At 38.2% G+C, this 17,699-nt stretch carries 15 protein-coding genes and 1 other annotated feature; of the genes, 13 read left to right on the top strand and 2 right to left on the bottom strand.

The features are described 5' to 3' along the window. The first annotated feature begins 10 nt into the window (after nucleotides 1-10). Nucleotides 11-1,702, top strand: a complete 1,692-nt coding sequence (locus tag C9J35_RS12690) for a polysaccharide deacetylase family protein (protein WP_107924789.1) — start codon at nucleotides 11-13, stop codon at nucleotides 1,700-1,702. Nucleotides 1,703-2,001: 299 nt separating this feature from the next. Here C9J35_RS12690 and C9J35_RS12685 read toward each other — a convergent pair whose 3' ends face one another. Then, on the bottom strand, nucleotides 2,002-2,190 hold the full coding sequence (locus tag C9J35_RS12685) for a hypothetical protein (protein WP_054767782.1): 189 nt from the start codon (nucleotides 2,188-2,190) through the stop codon (nucleotides 2,002-2,004). Nucleotides 2,191-2,536: 346 nt separating this feature from the next. On the opposite strand from C9J35_RS12685, the gene hpaB reads away from it, so the two are divergent. Then, nucleotides 2,537-3,970: a 4-hydroxyphenylacetate 3-monooxygenase, oxygenase component gene (hpaB, locus tag C9J35_RS12680; protein ID WP_107924788.1), complete on the top strand. Its 1,434-nt coding sequence runs from the start codon at nucleotides 2,537-2,539 to the stop codon at nucleotides 3,968-3,970. Between the two features lie 122 nt (nucleotides 3,971-4,092). On the opposite strand, the gene C9J35_RS12675 is transcribed toward hpaB, so the two are convergent. Further along, nucleotides 4,093-6,081, bottom strand: coding sequence for a methyl-accepting chemotaxis protein (locus C9J35_RS12675; protein ID WP_107924787.1), 1,989 nt, complete (start codon nucleotides 6,079-6,081; stop codon nucleotides 4,093-4,095). 454 nt (nucleotides 6,082-6,535) lie between these two features. After that, nucleotides 6,536-6,749: a binding site (T-box leader), on the top strand. Between the two features lie 79 nt (nucleotides 6,750-6,828). Between C9J35_RS12675 and alaS the strand changes: the two genes are divergently transcribed. The 11 genes from alaS to C9J35_RS12620 all read left to right on the top strand — a co-directional run bounded on the left by alaS (nucleotide 6,829) and on the right by C9J35_RS12620 (nucleotide 17,651). After that, the gene (gene alaS / locus C9J35_RS12670) at nucleotides 6,829-9,489 is read left to right on the top strand and encodes an alanine--tRNA ligase (protein ID WP_107924786.1); all 2,661 of its coding nucleotides are present in this window, start codon (nucleotides 6,829-6,831) and stop codon (nucleotides 9,487-9,489) included. A gap of 87 nt (nucleotides 9,490-9,576) precedes the next feature. After that, nucleotides 9,577-9,843: an IreB family regulatory phosphoprotein gene (locus C9J35_RS12665; RefSeq protein WP_004226839.1), complete on the top strand. Its 267-nt coding sequence runs from the start codon at nucleotides 9,577-9,579 to the stop codon at nucleotides 9,841-9,843. A 2-nt stretch (nucleotides 9,844-9,845) separates the two neighbouring features. Then, nucleotides 9,846-10,262: a Holliday junction resolvase RuvX gene (ruvX, locus tag C9J35_RS12660; RefSeq protein WP_107924785.1), complete on the top strand. Its 417-nt coding sequence runs from the start codon at nucleotides 9,846-9,848 to the stop codon at nucleotides 10,260-10,262. Between the two features lie 17 nt (nucleotides 10,263-10,279). Beyond that, on the top strand, nucleotides 10,280-10,588 hold the full coding sequence (locus C9J35_RS12655) for a DUF1292 domain-containing protein (protein ID WP_054767779.1): 309 nt from the start codon (nucleotides 10,280-10,282) through the stop codon (nucleotides 10,586-10,588). A 215-nt stretch (nucleotides 10,589-10,803) separates the two neighbouring features. Next, nucleotides 10,804-11,331 carry a DUF1292 domain-containing protein gene (locus C9J35_RS25065; protein WP_107924784.1) on the top strand — a complete coding sequence of 176 codons (528 nt, stop codon included), beginning with the start codon at nucleotides 10,804-10,806 and terminating at the stop codon, nucleotides 11,329-11,331. Between the two features lie 379 nt (nucleotides 11,332-11,710). Then, complete coding sequence (locus C9J35_RS12645) at nucleotides 11,711-12,520, top strand: MetQ/NlpA family ABC transporter substrate-binding protein (protein ID WP_107924783.1); 810 nt, start codon at nucleotides 11,711-11,713, stop codon at nucleotides 12,518-12,520. Nucleotides 12,521-12,577: 57 nt separating this feature from the next. Continuing rightward, nucleotides 12,578-13,657 (top strand): methionine ABC transporter ATP-binding protein, encoded by a 1,080-nt coding sequence (locus tag C9J35_RS12640; RefSeq protein ID WP_107924782.1) that lies wholly within the window; start codon nucleotides 12,578-12,580, stop codon nucleotides 13,655-13,657. Then, on the top strand, nucleotides 13,599-14,252 hold the full coding sequence (locus C9J35_RS12635; protein ID WP_054767777.1) for a methionine ABC transporter permease: 654 nt from the start codon (nucleotides 13,599-13,601) through the stop codon (nucleotides 14,250-14,252). Before C9J35_RS12640 ends, C9J35_RS12635 begins: the two co-directional genes overlap by 59 nt. Before the next feature lie 15 nt (nucleotides 14,253-14,267). Continuing rightward, nucleotides 14,268-15,104, top strand: a complete 837-nt coding sequence (locus C9J35_RS12630; RefSeq protein WP_107924781.1) for a MetQ/NlpA family ABC transporter substrate-binding protein — start codon at nucleotides 14,268-14,270, stop codon at nucleotides 15,102-15,104. A 16-nt stretch (nucleotides 15,105-15,120) separates the two neighbouring features. Next, the gene (locus tag C9J35_RS12625; RefSeq protein ID WP_107924780.1) at nucleotides 15,121-16,467 is read left to right on the top strand and encodes an LLM class flavin-dependent oxidoreductase; all 1,347 of its coding nucleotides are present in this window, start codon (nucleotides 15,121-15,123) and stop codon (nucleotides 16,465-16,467) included. After that, nucleotides 16,464-17,651 carry an acyl-CoA dehydrogenase family protein gene (locus tag C9J35_RS12620; RefSeq protein ID WP_107924779.1) on the top strand — a complete coding sequence of 396 codons (1,188 nt, stop codon included), beginning with the start codon at nucleotides 16,464-16,466 and terminating at the stop codon, nucleotides 17,649-17,651. Before C9J35_RS12625 ends, C9J35_RS12620 begins: the two co-directional genes overlap by 4 nt. Nucleotides 17,652-17,699: the final 48 nt, after the last annotated feature.

Here is a 17,699-nt window from a genome sequence, read left to right as displayed (position 1 = left end):
GGTGAAGAAAGTGAAACGCATCGTTTTATTGCTCCTATTTATGCTGTTTTTACCATTTGCGCAACAGGTACATGCGAATAATACGGTTATTCAGCTAAATGAGGAAGCAACTGTCTTTGATAATCGTTCAGGCTCACTTGTACAAGTGGGAACATTATCAGCTGGACAAACCTTTGTTGTAACAAAAGATTACGGAGCCAATTGGTGGCAAATTCGTTGGGGCGGTAATTATGGCTATGTTGATAAACGCTATACAACTGTTGTACCAACAACTACGTATAAAAATACCGTGCCATCAGTTGTAAAGATTAAAGATTATATAGTGGCAACAAGTGTCACACCGATTTATGATAATACTGGCAATAAGCTAGTACAGTTTGCAACCTTGTCTGAAGGTGCTAGTTTCCCTATCTATAGTAGGATGGGCAGTTGGTACGGCATTGCTGTGAACGGACGACTAGGGTATGTACATAGTAAGTTAGTTGAAGAAGAAAAAGGCGAAGAGACAACGGATACATCGTCGAAACCGACTGAAAAGCCTACACCAACATTACCAAGTAAACAAAATGGCTATATTGAAGCGTTAGAAAACACAATACTTTATGATTTACGCCGTGAAAATCATGTGATGGCCATAGCTACTTTATTAAAAGGTCAACAGTTAGAAGTGACAAATGCGGAAGACGCGACATATGTACAAGTACGTTGGGGCAAAACATTTGTCTATGCTGAAAAATCGAAAGTGAAATTCGTTCATACACCTGCCTATAAAAATTTAGGAAATGATAAAGCAGTACAAAATAAATATTTCATTCCTATTTCTGAAAATAACGATATTTATGATCGTTCTTCAGGCAGTTTAAAACCATTTGCGAAACTTGATAGCAATCGCCGTTATCCAATTTTGCGAAAAGAAGCAAGCTGGTACGTGACGACACTTGGAGGACGTGAAGGCTATATTCACAGCTCAAAGGTAGCATTAGATCGAGGCGTACCTGTGATGATGTATCACCATTTCTTAAAAGACCATGAGCTTGGCCGCTTTAAAAATGTTAGTACCACGATGACAGATGTGCAGTTTGCCAAGGAAATGCAGTATTTAAAAAGCAAAAACTATGAAACAGTCAGTACAGATGAATTATTACGTTTTATGCGCAATGAAATAACATTGCCTGCTTATTCCATCGTCTTAACATTTGATGATGGTTTATTATCAACACGTGAATATGCATATCCTGTGCTAAAAAAACATGGTTTTCAAGCAGCGCAATTTTTAATTACGTATCGTAATGAACATTCGCCAATGGAGCAAATGTTTGATTATACAGACTTACAAGCTATTTCCCGTCAGGATATGGCTAATATGCAAGATGTCTTTACGTATGAGTCACATACGTATAACTTACATGATATGGTAGGTAACAAAGGAAAGATGCTGCTTATTCCATATCATGAAGTGGTACAAGATTTAAAACGTAGTTTAACTATTATTCCGGATGCCAAGGCATTTGCCTATCCGTTTGGTCAATATAATTCCAACACGATTTATGCTGTAAAAGAAGCTGGATTTTCAATGGCATTCTCAACAATGCCTGGCTATAACAATCCATATGATGATGTCTATCAAATTAAACGTTTGTATAGCGATCAAAAAACATCCTTTGCACAATACCAAAAAATGGTCTCTCCTATTGCGCAATAGCTAATTCTGAACTGAACTACTATTAGATGGTGCTCACCCAGAAAATAAAAGGTTTCGGGAATGCCAAACATTCCTGGAACCTTTTGCTTTTCTCTGTGGTTTTTCTAGAACACACGCGTATTGGCATACACCCAGTTAACGAGGGAGGAGTCTTTTGTTGGTGAAAAGCGAACGCTTCTTCAAAAACATCATTATGCTTTAATTACCGATAGCGTAAAAACAAACCCGCATCCTAAGTGATAAGATGCGGGTTTGTTGTGTAGTAGTTTAGATGTTAGCAATGTTCAGAATACAAGAAATTAGTGTAAGCCGATTAAGTGATGTTTGACAACTTCATATGCTTGGCAAACATTTTTGAATTGGTCTTTTTCTTCTGCAATTATGTTAGAAGCGATAGAGAATAATAAGTTTTCTTCATTGTGATCCTCCATGCTGTTCATTAAAGCCGCTTCCATTTTAGCTACATAAGAAATGATTTGAGAATTCATGTATATTTACTCCTTTTTTGGATAAAAAGTGTATTTGTTTTGTTTACGATGTTATCATACACCCATCTGTACTAAAAATCTAGCAAGGTTGTACTAATCAAAAAAGTTTTTGGATGAATGTGACACAAACATGAACTTGTTTTAAAAGTGCTTACTGGAAGCGTTTTCTTCTAATATGACTGATAAATCATACGAATGCTAAATTTTTTAACTGTATTTAAAAAGTAATACAGATTGTTATTTTTAGGCACTGATATAATACAGATTGATGCGTTGAGGAACAGATTATGGTGAAAAATCATATATTAATAAGTAAAAAACATAGGTATCAATTAGGGGTGAATGTATGCCAGCAATTACAGGACAGCAATATATTGATCGTATTGATGCATTGCAAACGTATATATCGTTAGATGGAGAAATAATTAAGGGAAAGATTTCAGAGCATCCAGCGTTTAAAGGTGTTATACAGAGTCAAGCAAGACTCTTTGATTTGCAATATGATGAAGCGGTACATGATAGTATGACCTATGTATCACCAACGACTAACGAGAGGGTGGGCATGTCTTTCCTTCAAACTGTGACGATTGAAGATTTAACGAAAAGACGTCATGCGGCTCGAGAGTGGGCCTTATGTAACCATGGTTTTATGGGAAGAAGTCCTGATTATATGAATACCACACTCATGGCTCTAGCATCAGCTGCGGAATATTTAAAAGATAAACCTAATTGTTTTCCTGATCATCTGCTTAATTTTTACGAGTATGCCCGTGAGCATGATCTGACAATGACTCATACATTTATTGAGCCACAAGTAAATAGGCAAAGATTTTATTATGAAGATGAAGAATTAACAATTGCAGCTAAAATTGTGGATAAAACAAAGAATGGTTTAGTGATTAAAGGGGCAAGGTTGCTTGCGACACAAGGTGGAATCACAGATGAGCTCCTTGTATTATCGACAAATGGCTATGACGAAGGCAAAGGATTTGGTTTCTCGATTCCCAGCAATACTAAAGGCTTGAAATTTTTATGTAGGCAGTCCTTTGTGGGTGGTGAATCAACTTTCGATCACCCGTTAAGCGCCCGTTTTGAAGAAATGGATGCTATTGTGGTCTTTGACAATGTAACAGTGCCTTGGGACCGCGTGTTTTATTTTGAGAATGTGGAAGTCGCTAATAATTTTATGAATGTTAGTGGTTTCCAAGCATTTACTTTACATCAAGTGTTGTCACGCCAGATTGCCAAGACTGAATTTGTATTAGGTGTTGTGCAAACAATTGTAGATACGATAAATATTGGCGACTATCAGCATGTTCAGCACAAGGTTGTTGAAGTCATTGTAACATTAGAAACGATGAAGGCTTTACTGCTAAAGTCAGAAATAGATGCCAAGCGAGATGCTTTTGGCTTCATTAGACCCGATCAGCCAACATTGCAAGTCGCGATTCAAATTTTCCCTAAAGTATATCCGTCCTTTACGGAAATAATCCAGTTGCTTGGAGCGAGTGGATTAATGTCGATTCCGAGCGAAAAAGCATTTGCAGCGGATGATGGTGACTTCGAACATTATTTACAATCCTCTCGTGATGGTGGGGAGGAGCGTGTGAAAAAATTCCGTCTTGCCTGGGATTTAACGATGAGTAGCTTTGGCACAAGGCAAACTTTGTATGAACGCTATTTCTTCGGTGATCCTGTACGCTTGTCGAGCATGCTTTTTCAATCTTATAATCGAGAAAATTTAGTGAAACGGGTGGAAGATTTTTTAAGTGAAAATTAAATAATGGTAGTCAGTAAATCATTATTGATAATTTGATCAAGTGAAGACATAGAAAAAATATTTGATTATATGAAGTGCAAAAGAGCAAGAGAAGTCGATAGTGATTTCCCTTGCTCTTTTACTTATAGTGTAAATGTACGTACTTCTTCTTGTAATTCTTCTGCGTATTTTTCGAGTGCTTCAGCAGTCGCAGCGATTTCTTGCATAGCAGATGCTTGTTTAACAGTCGCCTGTGCCATTGCCTCTACCTCATTTTTTGAAGAAAGTGAAATGTCTTCTATCACTTTCATGTCTCCTACAACTTGATGACTATTAGCAGATATCGTTTTTGATTTTTCTAATACATCATGGAGCTGATCATTAATTTCTTCAATGAATGTTTTCATTTCATGGAAGTTCTCTTCAGTTTGTGTAAACAACTGTAATCCTAAAGTCACTTCGCTATGGCTTGTATCCATTGATGTTGCTAGTTTTGATGCCTCTCGTTGGATAGCTGTAATTATTTGACGAACTTGTGAAGAGGAGTGGTTCGTTTGCTCGGCTAACTTCCGTACTTCATCTGCTACAACTGCAAAACCCTTACCATGCTCGCCTGCGCGTGCTGCTTCAATGGCAGCATTTAGTGCCAACAAATTCGTTTGTTCAGATATCGATGTAATAACCGCTAAAATTTCGTCAATTTCTTTGACATAGGTATTCACCGTTGTAATGTCCGTTGAAAGCTCGTTAATTTTGCCCTCGATTGTTCTCATTTGTTTTTGAGTAGATGCAACGACATTTTGACCTATATCAGCAGTTGCTTCAGCTTTTTCAGCTTTTTGCGTTAAGATATTGGTGTTTTCATAAATTTGATGAATGTCATTTGAAACTTGCTCTAGCGTATCAAAGCTTGCTACTAATTTGGCAGTTTGCTTGTCGATACCTTCAGAAACGGCGATGGCAGCCTGTGACACCCGTTCTGTAGCACGTGAGTTTTCGTCTGTAACTGCACTTAATTCCTCTGAGGAAGCAAGTAGTGAAGTTGATTTTTCGTGAATATGTGATAATACATCACGTAGTGAATCACTCATTTTTTGAAAGGCTTTACCGAGAACGCCGATTTCATCTTTTTTCTTGCTGACCACTTTTGCACGTAAATCACCTGCACTCATCGTTTTAGCTGCATTGATCATAGAGCCTAGTGAGAGTGTAATTGTACGAATTATGACATATAAAATGACACCGAAAAATGCTATAGAAAGACATACGACGATGAATGTAGAAATAAATATAGGTTTTGTCGCATTAGATATTTCACTTCTTGACATCGCTCCACCTACATGCCATCCGGTTAATGCATTTTGTTGTACAAACATTTGCTTTTCTTCATTATCTAATCGGTAGTTAATAAAGTTGTCTGTGCCTTCTAACATCGCTGATGCCCAAGACTCATCTGAAATATCTGCACCAACCTTTATTGTTGGGTGTGAAATGATTGCTTGATTACGACTTACTAAAAATGCATAACCTTCATTGCCAATATGTATGGTACCGATTAAATTTGCTAGCTCTTCCATTTTAAGATTGACAGCAAAGACACCATCGGCATTTTTAATTTCTTTGGAAATCGTCACAACCCAGTCACCTGTTGAAGCAGATTCGTGTGGGTCAGATATAACAACTTCTCCTTGTGCTTCAATGGCGTTCTTGTACCAATCCCGTGTACGTGGATCGAAATCCTTTTTTCCAGATAATCCGAGATTAGGAATTTGAATCATCTCCCCATTCCCAGTACCAATAAATGACGAAACAAGCCCTTTACTCGTATCGAAATATTGCTGCATGCTTTGTAGCAGGATAGTGCGTTCTTCTTGGGATAAAGTTGCCTCTGTTAATGAGTTGCCAAAGTAAGTCACATCTTCTACAATCGGTTGGATATGTTTATTGATAAATTCATCGACAACCGCAACGTTTTGTGAGGCACTTGTATGCATAGTATCGTATATTTCATTTTTTGCGACTGAATACGACGTTATAGCGATAAGTAGGCTCGGAATGATAAGTGCGAAGAAAAAAGTTAAGCCTAATTTTTTTCCAATCGTCATTGTTGTCATATGTTTCTGCTTGTGCATAATTATCCTCTCCTTGTTATAGTGTATCTTTATAGCGAGATACTATTTTAAGTATAACTTATTTTTATTGATAAAAAATGTATATTTTGGGAACGTTTAGACTGACGGAGTGGGGGGAATTATATGGACTATAAGAAGATTTCAACTTCAAGAAATGAACGCTTCACTGTTGGGGTAGACTATAGTGGACTTTAACAAAATTGTAGTTAGATCAATCATGTCAATGGAGAGAATAGTTTAAAAGATGGTAAGTGAACGCTAAATTAACCGTACATTGAAAAATTTCAAATAGTAGTTTATCTTTTAAAAACGGCTGTTGTGAAAGTATTTTAGCTATTCAATAATGGGATTATATATAGAAAATCTTCACAGTAATTCTTTGAGCAGTATTTACTTTAAAACAAGATGAACGTTGACACTCTTTGCAATCTTTTTTATAATTTATTGTATAATAGTAAAAACGAAGATGGAACAAGTACGTATTTGTACGTGGACAAGAAAGGGATTTCTAGGCTGGAAAAATCCTCACGACTAACAAATGCCGAAAGCTACTCCAGAGTGCAGCTAATCACTGCCGTTCACTTACGTTACAAGTGCTTGAGAGGTAAGTAGGTTATACTTACAACTAGGGTGGTACCGCGAGATAATAACAAGTCCTCGTCCCTTTTTTGGGGATGAGGGCTTTTTTTGTTTATTTAGCGGATTCATCTTTGTAATTTTACGTAGATAAGAGGAGGAACTTTCCACATGAAAGCAGCAGAAATTCGACGCATGTATTTAGAATTTTTTAAAGAAAAAGGACATCATCATGAGCCATCAGCACCACTTGTACCTATCAATGACCCATCGTTATTATGGATTAACTCAGGTGTTGCAACACTAAAACCTTATTTTGATGGTCGTATTATTCCTGACAATCCACGTATTACAAATGCACAAAAATCAATCCGTACGAATGATATAGAAAACGTCGGAAAAACAGCTCGTCACCACACATTCTTTGAAATGCTTGGAAACTTCTCAATCGGTGACTATTTCAAAAAAGAATCCATACATTATGCATGGGAGTTTTTAACAGATAAAAAATGGATGGGCTTTGATCCAGAACTATTATCAATTACAATTCATCCAGAAGACCAAGAAGCGTATGCTGTATGGCATAACGAAATTGGCATTCCAGAAGAGCGTTTAATCCGTCTAGAAGGGAACTTCTGGGATATTGGAGAAGGTCCATCAGGTCCGAACTCAGAAATTTTCTATGATCGTGGAGAAGAGTATGGCTCAGATGAAAATGATCCAGAAATGTATCCTGGTGGTGAAAATGAGCGCTATCTTGAAATTTGGAACTTAGTGTTCTCTCAATTCAACCATAATCCTGATGGCACATATACACCACTGCCAAAGCAGAATATTGATACAGGTATGGGTCTAGAGCGTATTGTTTCAGTGATACAAAATGTTCCAACAAACTTTGATACAGATTTATTCATGCCGATTATTGAAAAAATTGAACACGTCGCCAACCGTCAATATAAACGTCCAGGCGAAGTGGAATTAAGTGAAATCTTCGGATCTGAAGAAGACATTAACACACCGTTCAAAGTCATTGCTGACCATATTCGTACAGTAGCGTTTGCAATAGGTGATGGTGCACTTCCTTCAAACGAAGGTCGCGGCTATGTTTTACGTCGTTTACTACGTCGTGCAGTTCGCTATGCAAAACAAATTGGTATCGAAAAACCATTTATGTTTGAATTAGTACCAACTGTTGGTGAAATTATGGTTGATTTCTACCCAGAAGTAACAGAGAAATGTGAATTTATCCAACGTGTTATTAAAAATGAAGAAATTCGCTTCCATGAAACATTAGATGGTGGTTTAGCAATCTTTAACGATGTCGTTGAAGCTCAAAAATCTGCGGGTCATGACTATATTCCTGGTGCAGATGCATTCCGTTTATATGACACATACGGATTCCCAATTGAACTAACAGAAGAATATGCGGAAGAAGTGGGCATGAAAGTAGACCATGAAGGATTTGAAGCTGCAATGGAGGAACAACGTGAGCGTGCACGTGCCGCTCGTCAAGATGTAGACTCTATGCAAGTACAAAACGAAGTACTCGCAAACTTAACAGTGGCAAGTGAATTCGTTGGTTTCGAAACATTAACTGTAGATACAGAAGTTGCGGCGATGATCGTTAACGGCCAAGTGGCAAAAGTGGCTTCGGAAGGCCAAGAAGCGTTAGTGGTATTAGCAAAAACACCATTCTACGCTGAAATGGGTGGACAAATTGCTGACAGTGGTGTCATTTCTAATGATAGTTTTACTGCAATTGTCAAAGACGTACAAAAAGCGCCTAATGGACAACCTTTGCACACTGTAATTGTGGCATCTGGCGAAATGCATGTTGAAGATGCAGCAAAAGCGGTAGTTAGTCGTGATGAGCGTAATCTAATTATTAAAAACCATACAGCTACACATATTATGCAACGTGCATTAAAAGATGTTTTAGGCGACCATGTAAATCAAGCTGGTTCATATGTGGGTCCTGATCGTTTACGTTTTGACTTCTCTCACTTCGGCCAAGTAACAAAAGAAGAATTACAACAAATTGAACGTATCGTAAACGAAAAAGTGTGGGATGATATTGAAGTCGTGATTGAAGAAAAAGGTATTGATGAAGCAAAAGCAATGGGAGCAATGGCATTATTCGGAGAAAAATATGGCGATGTTGTACGTGTTGTATCCGTTGGTGACTACTCTATTGAGCTTTGCGGTGGTATCCACGTAAAACGCTCTTCTGAAATTGGTTTCTTCAAAATTGTCTCTGAAGGTGGTATTGGTGCGGGTACTCGTCGTATTGAAGCAGTTACTGGTAAAGTTGCCTACGAAGCCGTAAAAGAAGAAGAGGCGTACTTAAACGATGCAGCAACATTGCTAAAAGCAAATCCAAAAGATATTGTGACAAAAGTACAAGCGCTCCAAGCCGACTTTAAAGAATTACAACGTGATAATGAAGCACTATCACAAAAAATAGCGAACGCACAAGCAGGAGCGATCGTGGACGCAGCACAAACAATTGGTGATGTAACAGTGCTATCTACTAAAGTAGAAGCGAAGGATAATAATCAATTGCGTCAAATGATGGATGATTTAAAAGTAAAAATGACGAAAGCTATTGTCGTTTTAGGTGCTGTGGATGGCGATAAAGTGATGCTTTGTGCTGGCGTAACAAAAGATTTAAATGGTGGAAATTATCACGCAGGAAATATCGTGAAAATGGTCGCAGAAGCTTGTGGCGGTAAAGGCGGCGGCCGTCCAGATATGGCAATGGCAGGAGCAAAAGATGCATCAAAACTTGAAGAAGCTCTACTTTCTGTGTATGATTACGTTAAATCCATTTAATTAATCCGCCAAATCGGTTATAATAAAGAGAAATTGGAGATGAGCTTCTTTGCACATCTCCTTATTTCTGAAAGCGAGGTGCTGGTCATGAGTTCATTTGATCAAACGATGAAATTTAATTTTCCAGAAGAATCAATGGAACAGGAAGTCAAGCAGGTAATGTTGAAAGTACATTCTTCATTAGAGGAAAAGGGATATAATCCTATCAATCAGATTGTCGGTTACTTACTTTCTGGTGATCCGGCGTATATTCCTCGCCATCAGGATGCTCGTAATTTAATTCGCAAGCTTGAGCGGGACGAAATTCTAGAAGAGCTTGTTAAATTTTATATCAAAAAGAATAACGAGGACTAGAAATGAGAATTATGGGATTAGACGTTGGGTCGAAAACTGTGGGCGTTGCAATTAGTGATGCACTTGGCTGGACGGCACAAGGTATTGAAACCGTAAAAATTGATGAAGCAAATGGCGTGTTCGGCATCGACCGTATAGCCGAGCTAGTGAAGGAATACACGATAACAGAATTTGTTGTAGGATTCCCGAAAAACATGAATAATACGGTAGGACCGCGTGGAGAGGCTTCTGAAAACTATAAAAAGTTATTAGAAGAAACATTTTCTCTACCGGTCAAGCTATGGGACGAGCGATTAACAACGATGGCTGCAGAGCGCATGCTAATCGAAGCGGACGTGAGTCGTAAAAAGCGCAAGCAGGTTATTGATAAAATGGCTGCTGTGATGATTTTACAAGGCTATTTAGATAGCAAAAATTAACTGATGGGGTGACAGACATGGCACAAGAGCATAATCATGAAGAAGAATTACATGTACAACATATTACAGTGATTGACGAAAGTGGAAACGAGCAGCTTTGCGAAGTTATTCACGTACACGAGTCTCCTGAATTTGGCAAATCATACGTATTTTATGCAATGGTAGGCGCTGAAGAAGATGAAGAAGGTTCTGTTGAAATTTTCGTATCTTCATTCGTACCATCTGAAAACGGTGAAGATGGTGAATTAACACCTATCGAAACGGAAGCAGAATGGGATATGGTGGAAGACGTATTAAACGCTTTAGAGGATGAAGACGAAGAATAATCGTTTTTCTATTTAAAGTGTGGGAACAAGGATGGCAATGTGCGGTCCTTGTTCCTTTTTTACTGTGTTCATTCGTGAAGAGAAACCTCTACTGAACAGTTATTTTATGGTGATAGCTTCAAGGTCGCACCATTCGACAATTTCTCGCTCAAAGTATGAGGACGTAATTTTGATGTTGTTTAAGACAATTGTTTTGAAGAAGGAGTGATGTTTGAATGAACGAAGAAATACAAGAGTTTATGATAATAGGTAAGGATGGCAAGGAGCAAAAATGTCGTGTAGTCTTTACATTCGATGCGGAAGAAAAATCCTATGTACTGTTTTCACTAATTGATGCAGATGGCAATGAAATTCCCGGCGATATCTCAGCCATGACGTTCGACTATGATGACAACAATGGAGAAATGACCAATTTACAGCCTGTTGAAACAGAGGCAGAGTGGGAAATGATTAATGAGGTTGTTTTAACACTGCTTGATGAATTTGAAGAACAGCCACAACTTATTACAGTGACAGATGAAGAAGGTAATGATCAAGTGTGTGAGGTAATTCATACGTTTACATCAGAACAATTTGCTAAATCGTATGTGCTCTACGTTCCTGCGACGGACGAGCCAATTGAGGAGCGAGATATTTTTGCTGCGCAGTTTGTGCCAAATGAAGAAGGCCATATTGAGGAATTACTACCAATTGAAACAGATGAAGAATGGGCATTTGTGGAAGATATATTAAATGAATTATAAATGAAACTCTGAGTGGCGATATGCTATTCGGAGTTTTTTTGACGTTTTAGACGTAAGCCTAATTGAAAATTTCTATCGTATCACTAAAAGTTTTCTATCTGCAAACGTAAAATGCGCATTTTTAATTGAATATTTGTCATTAACGAGAAAATAATTGATTTTCGTGATTTTTACGTTCGTGATTTTTTAATTGTAAGGAAAAAATAAGATAAAGTGGCATTGACCAATTACAAGTAAACAGATAATATTTGTTTTAAATAAAAATAAGAAATTTCAAATTATTTGATTTTTTGAGAGGGAATTTTATATGTGCAAGAATTTTCTATTTTTTATTTCGTTATAAAACCAAGTAAATTTATTTACAAAGGGGGATATCGGATTGAGGAAATTAGGGGTATTGTTAGTCAGTGTGTTAGTGATTAGCGTATTAGCAGGTTGTGCTGCATCAGGTGAGGCAAGTAAGGATGAAACGGTCACATTAAAAGTAGGGGCAGCAAGTGTACCTCATGCACAAGTACTGGAATATTTGGCAGATGATATAGCAAAAGAGGGTGTGAAATTAGAAATTTCTATTTTAAAGGATGCCGTACAAACAAATCAACATACAGCAGACGGTGAATTGGATTTCAATTATTTTCAGCACATCCCATTTTTAGAGCAGACGAATAAAGAAAGCCATTTAGATTTAGTAAGTGTAAAAGGTATTCACATTGAACCGTTTGGTGTGTACTCAAAAACAATCGATCACATAGATGATTTACCACACAATGCAAAAGTAGCGGTACCAAATGATGTCGTCAATTTTTCTCGTGCATTATTATTGTTTGAGAGCAATGGTCTGATTGAATTAGATGATGCAAAGCAAAATGATTTTACAGTCGAGGATATAACAAAAAACGAAAAAAATATTCAATTTATTGGGGTGGATTCACTGTTTTTAGTTCGTTCATTAGACGATGTAGACGCATCTGCCATTAATACGAATTATGCCTTAGAAGGGGGCTATAACCCTGTGAAGGATGCACTCATCATTGAAGATTCACAATCACCATATGTCAATATTATCGCCACGACAAAAGATAAAAAGGATGATGCTGCCATTCAAAAAGTTGTCAAATGGTTGACAAGTGATAAGGCGCGCCAGTTTTTTGAAGAACAATATAAAGGTGCTGTCGTTCCAGCTTTTTAACATACATTTTGCAAAATTATAACGGCAAAAGGTTCACTGACAAGGAGGTAAAAATGCATGATTGAATTTATCGAAACGACGAAGGAATTTCAGGTAGGGCAATCCACTGTGAAGGCCCTGAATCACATCAATTTGACCGTTCAGAAAGGGGATATATTTGGCGTTATTGGTTTTAGCGGAGCTGGTAAAAGTACCTTGATTAGAACCGTAAACTTATTGGAAGAGCCAACAGCAGGTCAGGTTCTTGTAAATGGCATAAATCTTACTTCGTTGAGTAAAAAGCAATTACGAGAGGAAAAGAAAAAAATCGGGATGATTTTCCAACATTTCAATCTTCTCAACTCTAAAACGGTTTTTGAAAATGTGGCGATGCCATTAGAGTTAGCTGGTACCCAAAAAACAATAATTGAATCTCAAGTAAGCGAGGTATTAGCATTTGTTGGCCTAGAAGATAAGGCCAATCGTTATATAGACGAATTATCAGGTGGTCAAAAGCAACGGGTCGGGATAGCGCGTGCCCTTGTCACAAAGCCCAAAATTTTATTGTGTGATGAAGCGACAAGTGCGCTTGATCCACAAACGACAAAATCCATTTTAGAGCTATTAAAGCGTGTCAATATTGAGTTCAGTATTACAATTTTAATGATTACTCATGAAATGGAAGTAATACGCGACATATGTAATCGTGTTGCAGTCATGGAAAACGGTCAAATTATTGAAGAAGGGAATGTACTTGACATTTTTTCAGCACCGAAGGAAGACACAACTAAAAACTTTGTGCAATCAGTCGTACGTGATGACATTCCTCTGTCAATCTATGAGCAACTTAAAGAAAACAATGGCTCAAAACGGGTTTATAACATGAAATTTATCGGAGTGGATGTTGGGCAACCGGTCGTCTCGCAGGTGGCAAAGAGATTCAATGTCGATGTAAATGTACTGTTTGGTAATATTACTGAGCTACAAGGTATACCTTTTGGACATTTAATCGTCGAACTTGTGGGTCCTAAGGCAGAAATACAAAAGGCTTTTTTATATATTCAACATAAAAATATTCAGATGGAGGAGGTCAGTGCACATGAAGGTGAGCGCGCAAATCATTATCGACGCAGTGTTGGATACGCTGTACATGGTTAGTATCTCGTTATTTTTCGGAGCTATCTTGGGCTTTATTTTAGGCATTACATTGGTTGTAACAAGAAAAGGACATATTTTGGAAAATAAATTATTCTTCTCTATCGTGAATCCTATTGTAAATACGCTGCGCTCCATTCCCTTTATTATTTTACTGGTTGCCATTATTCCATTTACACGTTTAATTGTTGGTACGGCGATTGGTACAACAGCAGCAATTGTGCCGCTTATTTTGCATATTGGACCGTATATTTCAAGATTAATAGAAAATTCATTACTTGAAGTGGATGAGGGCATCATCGAAGCAGCAAAGGCAATGGGGGCCTCTCCGTTTCAAATTATCCGTAAATTTTTGTTGCCTGAAGCTTTCCCATCATTGATTTTAAGTGTCACTACAGCCACTATTGGCTTAATTGGAGCTACAGCAATGGCAGGCGCAGTTGGTGGCGGTGGTCTTGGTGATGTAGCTCTAACATATGGCTATCAGCGCTTTGATAATGTCACGATTTTAGTAACGGTTGTGATTTTAGTTGTGCTCGTTCAAATTATTCAAAGTATCGGCAATAGCTTTGAAAGAAAACTAAGAAGAGTGTCGTAGAAGGGAAGTCTCACAATGAAAAAAATTCACGTTCTCCTAGGATTGCTTACATTGCTCTTTTTACTTGTAGCATGTGGGAAATCCGAAGAAAAGGATGTCGTAAAAGTGGGGATTCGCAGCTCAGAACTGAAAACATGGGAATATATAAAAGAACAAGCGGCGAAGGAAGACCTTGAGCTAGTACTCGTTACGTTCTCCGCACAATTCGATCCAAATCAAGCGTTAGCAGAAGATGAAGTGGATATTAATGCCTTTCAGCATGTAGCCTACTTAAATTTATTTAATACAAATAATGATACAGATTTACAGGCGATAGGTACAACGATTATGGCACCTATTGGTCTATATTCCAACAAATACAGCTCATTAGCGGATATCAAAGAAGGTGCTAAAATTGCTGTACCAAACGATACGTCAAACTGGGGACGTGCATTGTTATTACTGCAAGAATATAATCTACTGACAGTTTCAGATGATTTTGATGGCAATGGTGGAGAGGACCGTATTAAAGACAATCCGAAAAATTTAACATTGTTACCTGTTGACGGTGCAACAACACCACGCGTAATGGAAGATGCAGATTTCGCGGTTATTAATAATGGTGTGGCAGTAGAAGCTGGCTTGCTTTTAAAGGACGCTATTATTCATGAGAATGAAACTGCAAAACCATTTATCAATGTGATTGTGGCAAAGGCCGAAGATAAGGACAATACCATATTGAAACAAGTTGTGGACATCTATCAACGTGAAGACACGGCGGATTTCATTCAAGAAATTTCAAAGGGGAATTATATTCCTGTAAAGATGTCATTGGAAGAATTAGCTTCATGGAAGAAGTTTTATTCATATTAAAAAGGGAGTGATGATTATGGTAAACAACAAGGAATTGAAGTTAGCGTTGTATTTAATAGGTGCAGGGATGCATGTTGCAGCGTGGAAACATCCGAAAGGGCAGGTAAATGCAAGTATTGATATTCAAGCATTGCAAAAGGCAGCTCAGATTGCGGAGAAGGGTAAATTTGATATTGCTTTTGTGGCAGACAGTTTAGCAATTAATCATGAATCTCATCCACATATTTTAAATCGTTTTGACCCACTCATTCAGATTACAGCTTTAGCGGCAGCAACGACAAAAATTGGTTTAGGTGCAACCGCATCCACAACGTATAGTGAGCCATATGTGTTGGCGAGACAGTTAATGTCTATTGACCATATAAGTAACGGTCGCGTTGCATGGAATTTAGTAACGACAGCCGACGCAACTGGTGAAACGGCTCAAAACTTTAGTCGTGATAAGCATTGGGAGCACGATCATCGATACGAACGTGCAGAGGAATTTATTGATGTCGTCCAGTCATTATGGGATTCATGGGAAGATGATGCTTTTGTTTATGATCGTCAAAATAACATTTTTTATCGCCGAGAGAAGGTCCATGAAACGGCCTTCAAAGGACAATATTTATCGGTAAAGGGTCCGTTAAATATCGCTCGTTCAGTACAAGGGCAGCCTGTTATTGTGGAAGCAGGTGCGTCGAAGCCTGGACAAAAATTGGCTGCACGGACAGCTGAAGTAGTTTTTGTACACTGGGATGATATAGAAAAGTCGAAGGAGCATTATCGTAATTTAAAGGCGCAACTTGCTCCATTTGGTCGTTCGGAAGAAGAGCTTCTTATATTACAGGGGATTTCACCGATTGTCGGTGATACGGAGGAAGAAGCCAATCGTAAGTACAATGAGTTACAAGCGCTGGTAGATCCGTATGAGAGTTTGAAGTTTGTGTCAGGTTATATGGGTAATGTTGACTTTTCGAAGTATTCTTTAGATACACCAGCAATCGAAGTAGAATTCCCGAAGGTCAACAGTATTCAAAGTCATTTCTATGAACATTTAGACATTATTAAAAAAGAAAATTTAAAGGTTGGGGATTTATATGCTCGCCTATTCGGTCCGGCACGCCGTGATGCTTTTGTAGGGACACCCATTCAAATTGCCGATGAGATGGAGCGTTGGATTAAAGAGCATGCAGCAGATGGCTTTATGTTGCAATTCCCACTTTTACCACGTGATTTAGAGGACTTTGTAGAAAAGGTAATCCCCATTTTACAAGAACGCGGCATCTATCGAAAAGATTATACAGGTTCGACCTTGCGAGAGCATTTAGGGCTGAAAATACCCGAAAATCGATTTGTCAAAAGCAAGGTGACACCACAATGAGCGATGTTTTTATTCGCAATGAACGTGAACAACAGCTTGTACAATATGCTCGTGGCTTATCCACACAAATTGAAAAAACGGCAGCTACCTATGATGAACGTGGAGAATTTCCATTTGAGCATTTTAAAATTTTAGAAGATGCGGGTTATTTCCGATTAACAGTGCCGAAAAAATATGGAGGGGATGAAATTTCACTCTATGAACTGTTATTAGTTCAGGAGCAGTTAGCTCGAGGTGATGCTTCAACTGCACTGTCAGTCGGCTGGCATTTATTAACCTTTTTAAATGTTCGAGAGGCAAGGACATGGCCAGAACCAGTGTTTGCAGAACTGAGCCGTAAAGCGGTTGAGGAAGGATCGTTACTAAATATTATAACTAGTGAGCGTGGGAAGGGCAATATTTCACGCGGTAGCTTGCCTGGAACGATTGCTAAAAAAGTTAATGGTGGCTATATTATTTCAGGTGAGAAGGCCTTTGCTTCATTAGCGCCGATATTAAAGCAATTTACGATTATCGCCTATTTAGAAGAAGAAAATTTAACTGCGGAGTTTTTAATGACGAAAAACGAGCAGGTAGAAGTTCTTAATACATGGGATGCGATGGGCATGCGTGCTACAGGTAGTCATGATATTATTTTTCATGACACATTTGTGCCTGAAGAAGCATTATTATACCGTCATCGCCCGAATGAAGTGAATCGTTTTTTAGCAGATGGTCGGGTCTATTCACTAGAAATTCCAGCTGTCTATTTAGGTATTGCAGGGTCTGCCAGGGATTATGCGATTGACTGTGCGAAAAATACCTATTCATACAGTCTTAATAATACGATTGCCCATGCTAGTCATGTACAACAAAAAATTGGCGAAATGGAAGTGTTGTATCAAACAGCCAGACGTACTCTTTATAGCATTGCCTCGCAGGTAGAACAGATTCCAGCTATTAAGGAGCAATTAGCGGATGATGTGAGTATTGCAAAGTATATGATTTGTAATAATGTGATTGAAATTGTGACAAAAGCTATGCAAATTGTTGGTGGGCGTAGCATTTCGAAATCCAATAAATTGCAGCGCTTATTCCGGGACGTACAGTGCAGCCGTTTCAATCCACCTGCTGACGATGTGGTCATTTCACAACTTGCACAAGGCTTATTGGTGGACGAAAAACAAGGTGCTTTTCAATTATGAAAATCAGGTAATCTGCTGACAAAAGTGTCAGCAGATTTTTTTATGTGT

The organism is Lysinibacillus parviboronicapiens (assembly GCF_003049575.1).
Classification (GTDB): domain Bacteria; phylum Bacillota; class Bacilli; order Bacillales_A; family Planococcaceae; genus Lysinibacillus; species Lysinibacillus parviboronicapiens.
The sequence above is the reverse complement of the archived record's forward strand: the minus strand, read 5'-3'. Positions and strand labels throughout refer to the sequence as shown.

What these genes read in the sequence shown, in the direction of transcription:
- C9J35_RS12685 (WP_054767782.1), bottom strand. Translation starts at nt 2,190, where the DNA reads ATGAATTCTCAAATCATTTCTTATGTAGCTAAAATGGAAGCGGCTTTA.
- hpaB (WP_107924788.1), top strand. Translation starts at nt 2,537, where the DNA reads ATGCCAGCAATTACAGGACAGCAATATATTGATCGTATTGATGCATTG.
- C9J35_RS12675 (WP_107924787.1), bottom strand. Translation starts at nt 6,081, where the DNA reads ATGCACAAGCAGAAACATATGACAACAATGACGATTGGAAAAAAATTA.
- alaS (WP_107924786.1), top strand. Translation starts at nt 6,829, where the DNA reads ATGAAAGCAGCAGAAATTCGACGCATGTATTTAGAATTTTTTAAAGAA.
- C9J35_RS12665 (WP_004226839.1), top strand. Translation starts at nt 9,577, where the DNA reads ATGAGTTCATTTGATCAAACGATGAAATTTAATTTTCCAGAAGAATCA.
- ruvX (WP_107924785.1), top strand. Translation starts at nt 9,846, where the DNA reads ATGAGAATTATGGGATTAGACGTTGGGTCGAAAACTGTGGGCGTTGCA.
- C9J35_RS12655 (WP_054767779.1), top strand. Translation starts at nt 10,280, where the DNA reads ATGGCACAAGAGCATAATCATGAAGAAGAATTACATGTACAACATATT.
- C9J35_RS25065 (WP_107924784.1), top strand. Translation starts at nt 10,804, where the DNA reads ATGAACGAAGAAATACAAGAGTTTATGATAATAGGTAAGGATGGCAAG.
- C9J35_RS12640 (WP_107924782.1), top strand. Translation starts at nt 12,578, where the DNA reads ATGATTGAATTTATCGAAACGACGAAGGAATTTCAGGTAGGGCAATCC.
- C9J35_RS12635 (WP_054767777.1), top strand. Translation starts at nt 13,599, where the DNA reads ATGAAGGTGAGCGCGCAAATCATTATCGACGCAGTGTTGGATACGCTG.
- C9J35_RS12630 (WP_107924781.1), top strand. Translation starts at nt 14,268, where the DNA reads ATGAAAAAAATTCACGTTCTCCTAGGATTGCTTACATTGCTCTTTTTA.
- C9J35_RS12625 (WP_107924780.1), top strand. Translation starts at nt 15,121, where the DNA reads ATGGTAAACAACAAGGAATTGAAGTTAGCGTTGTATTTAATAGGTGCA.
- C9J35_RS12620 (WP_107924779.1), top strand. Translation starts at nt 16,464, where the DNA reads ATGAGCGATGTTTTTATTCGCAATGAACGTGAACAACAGCTTGTACAA.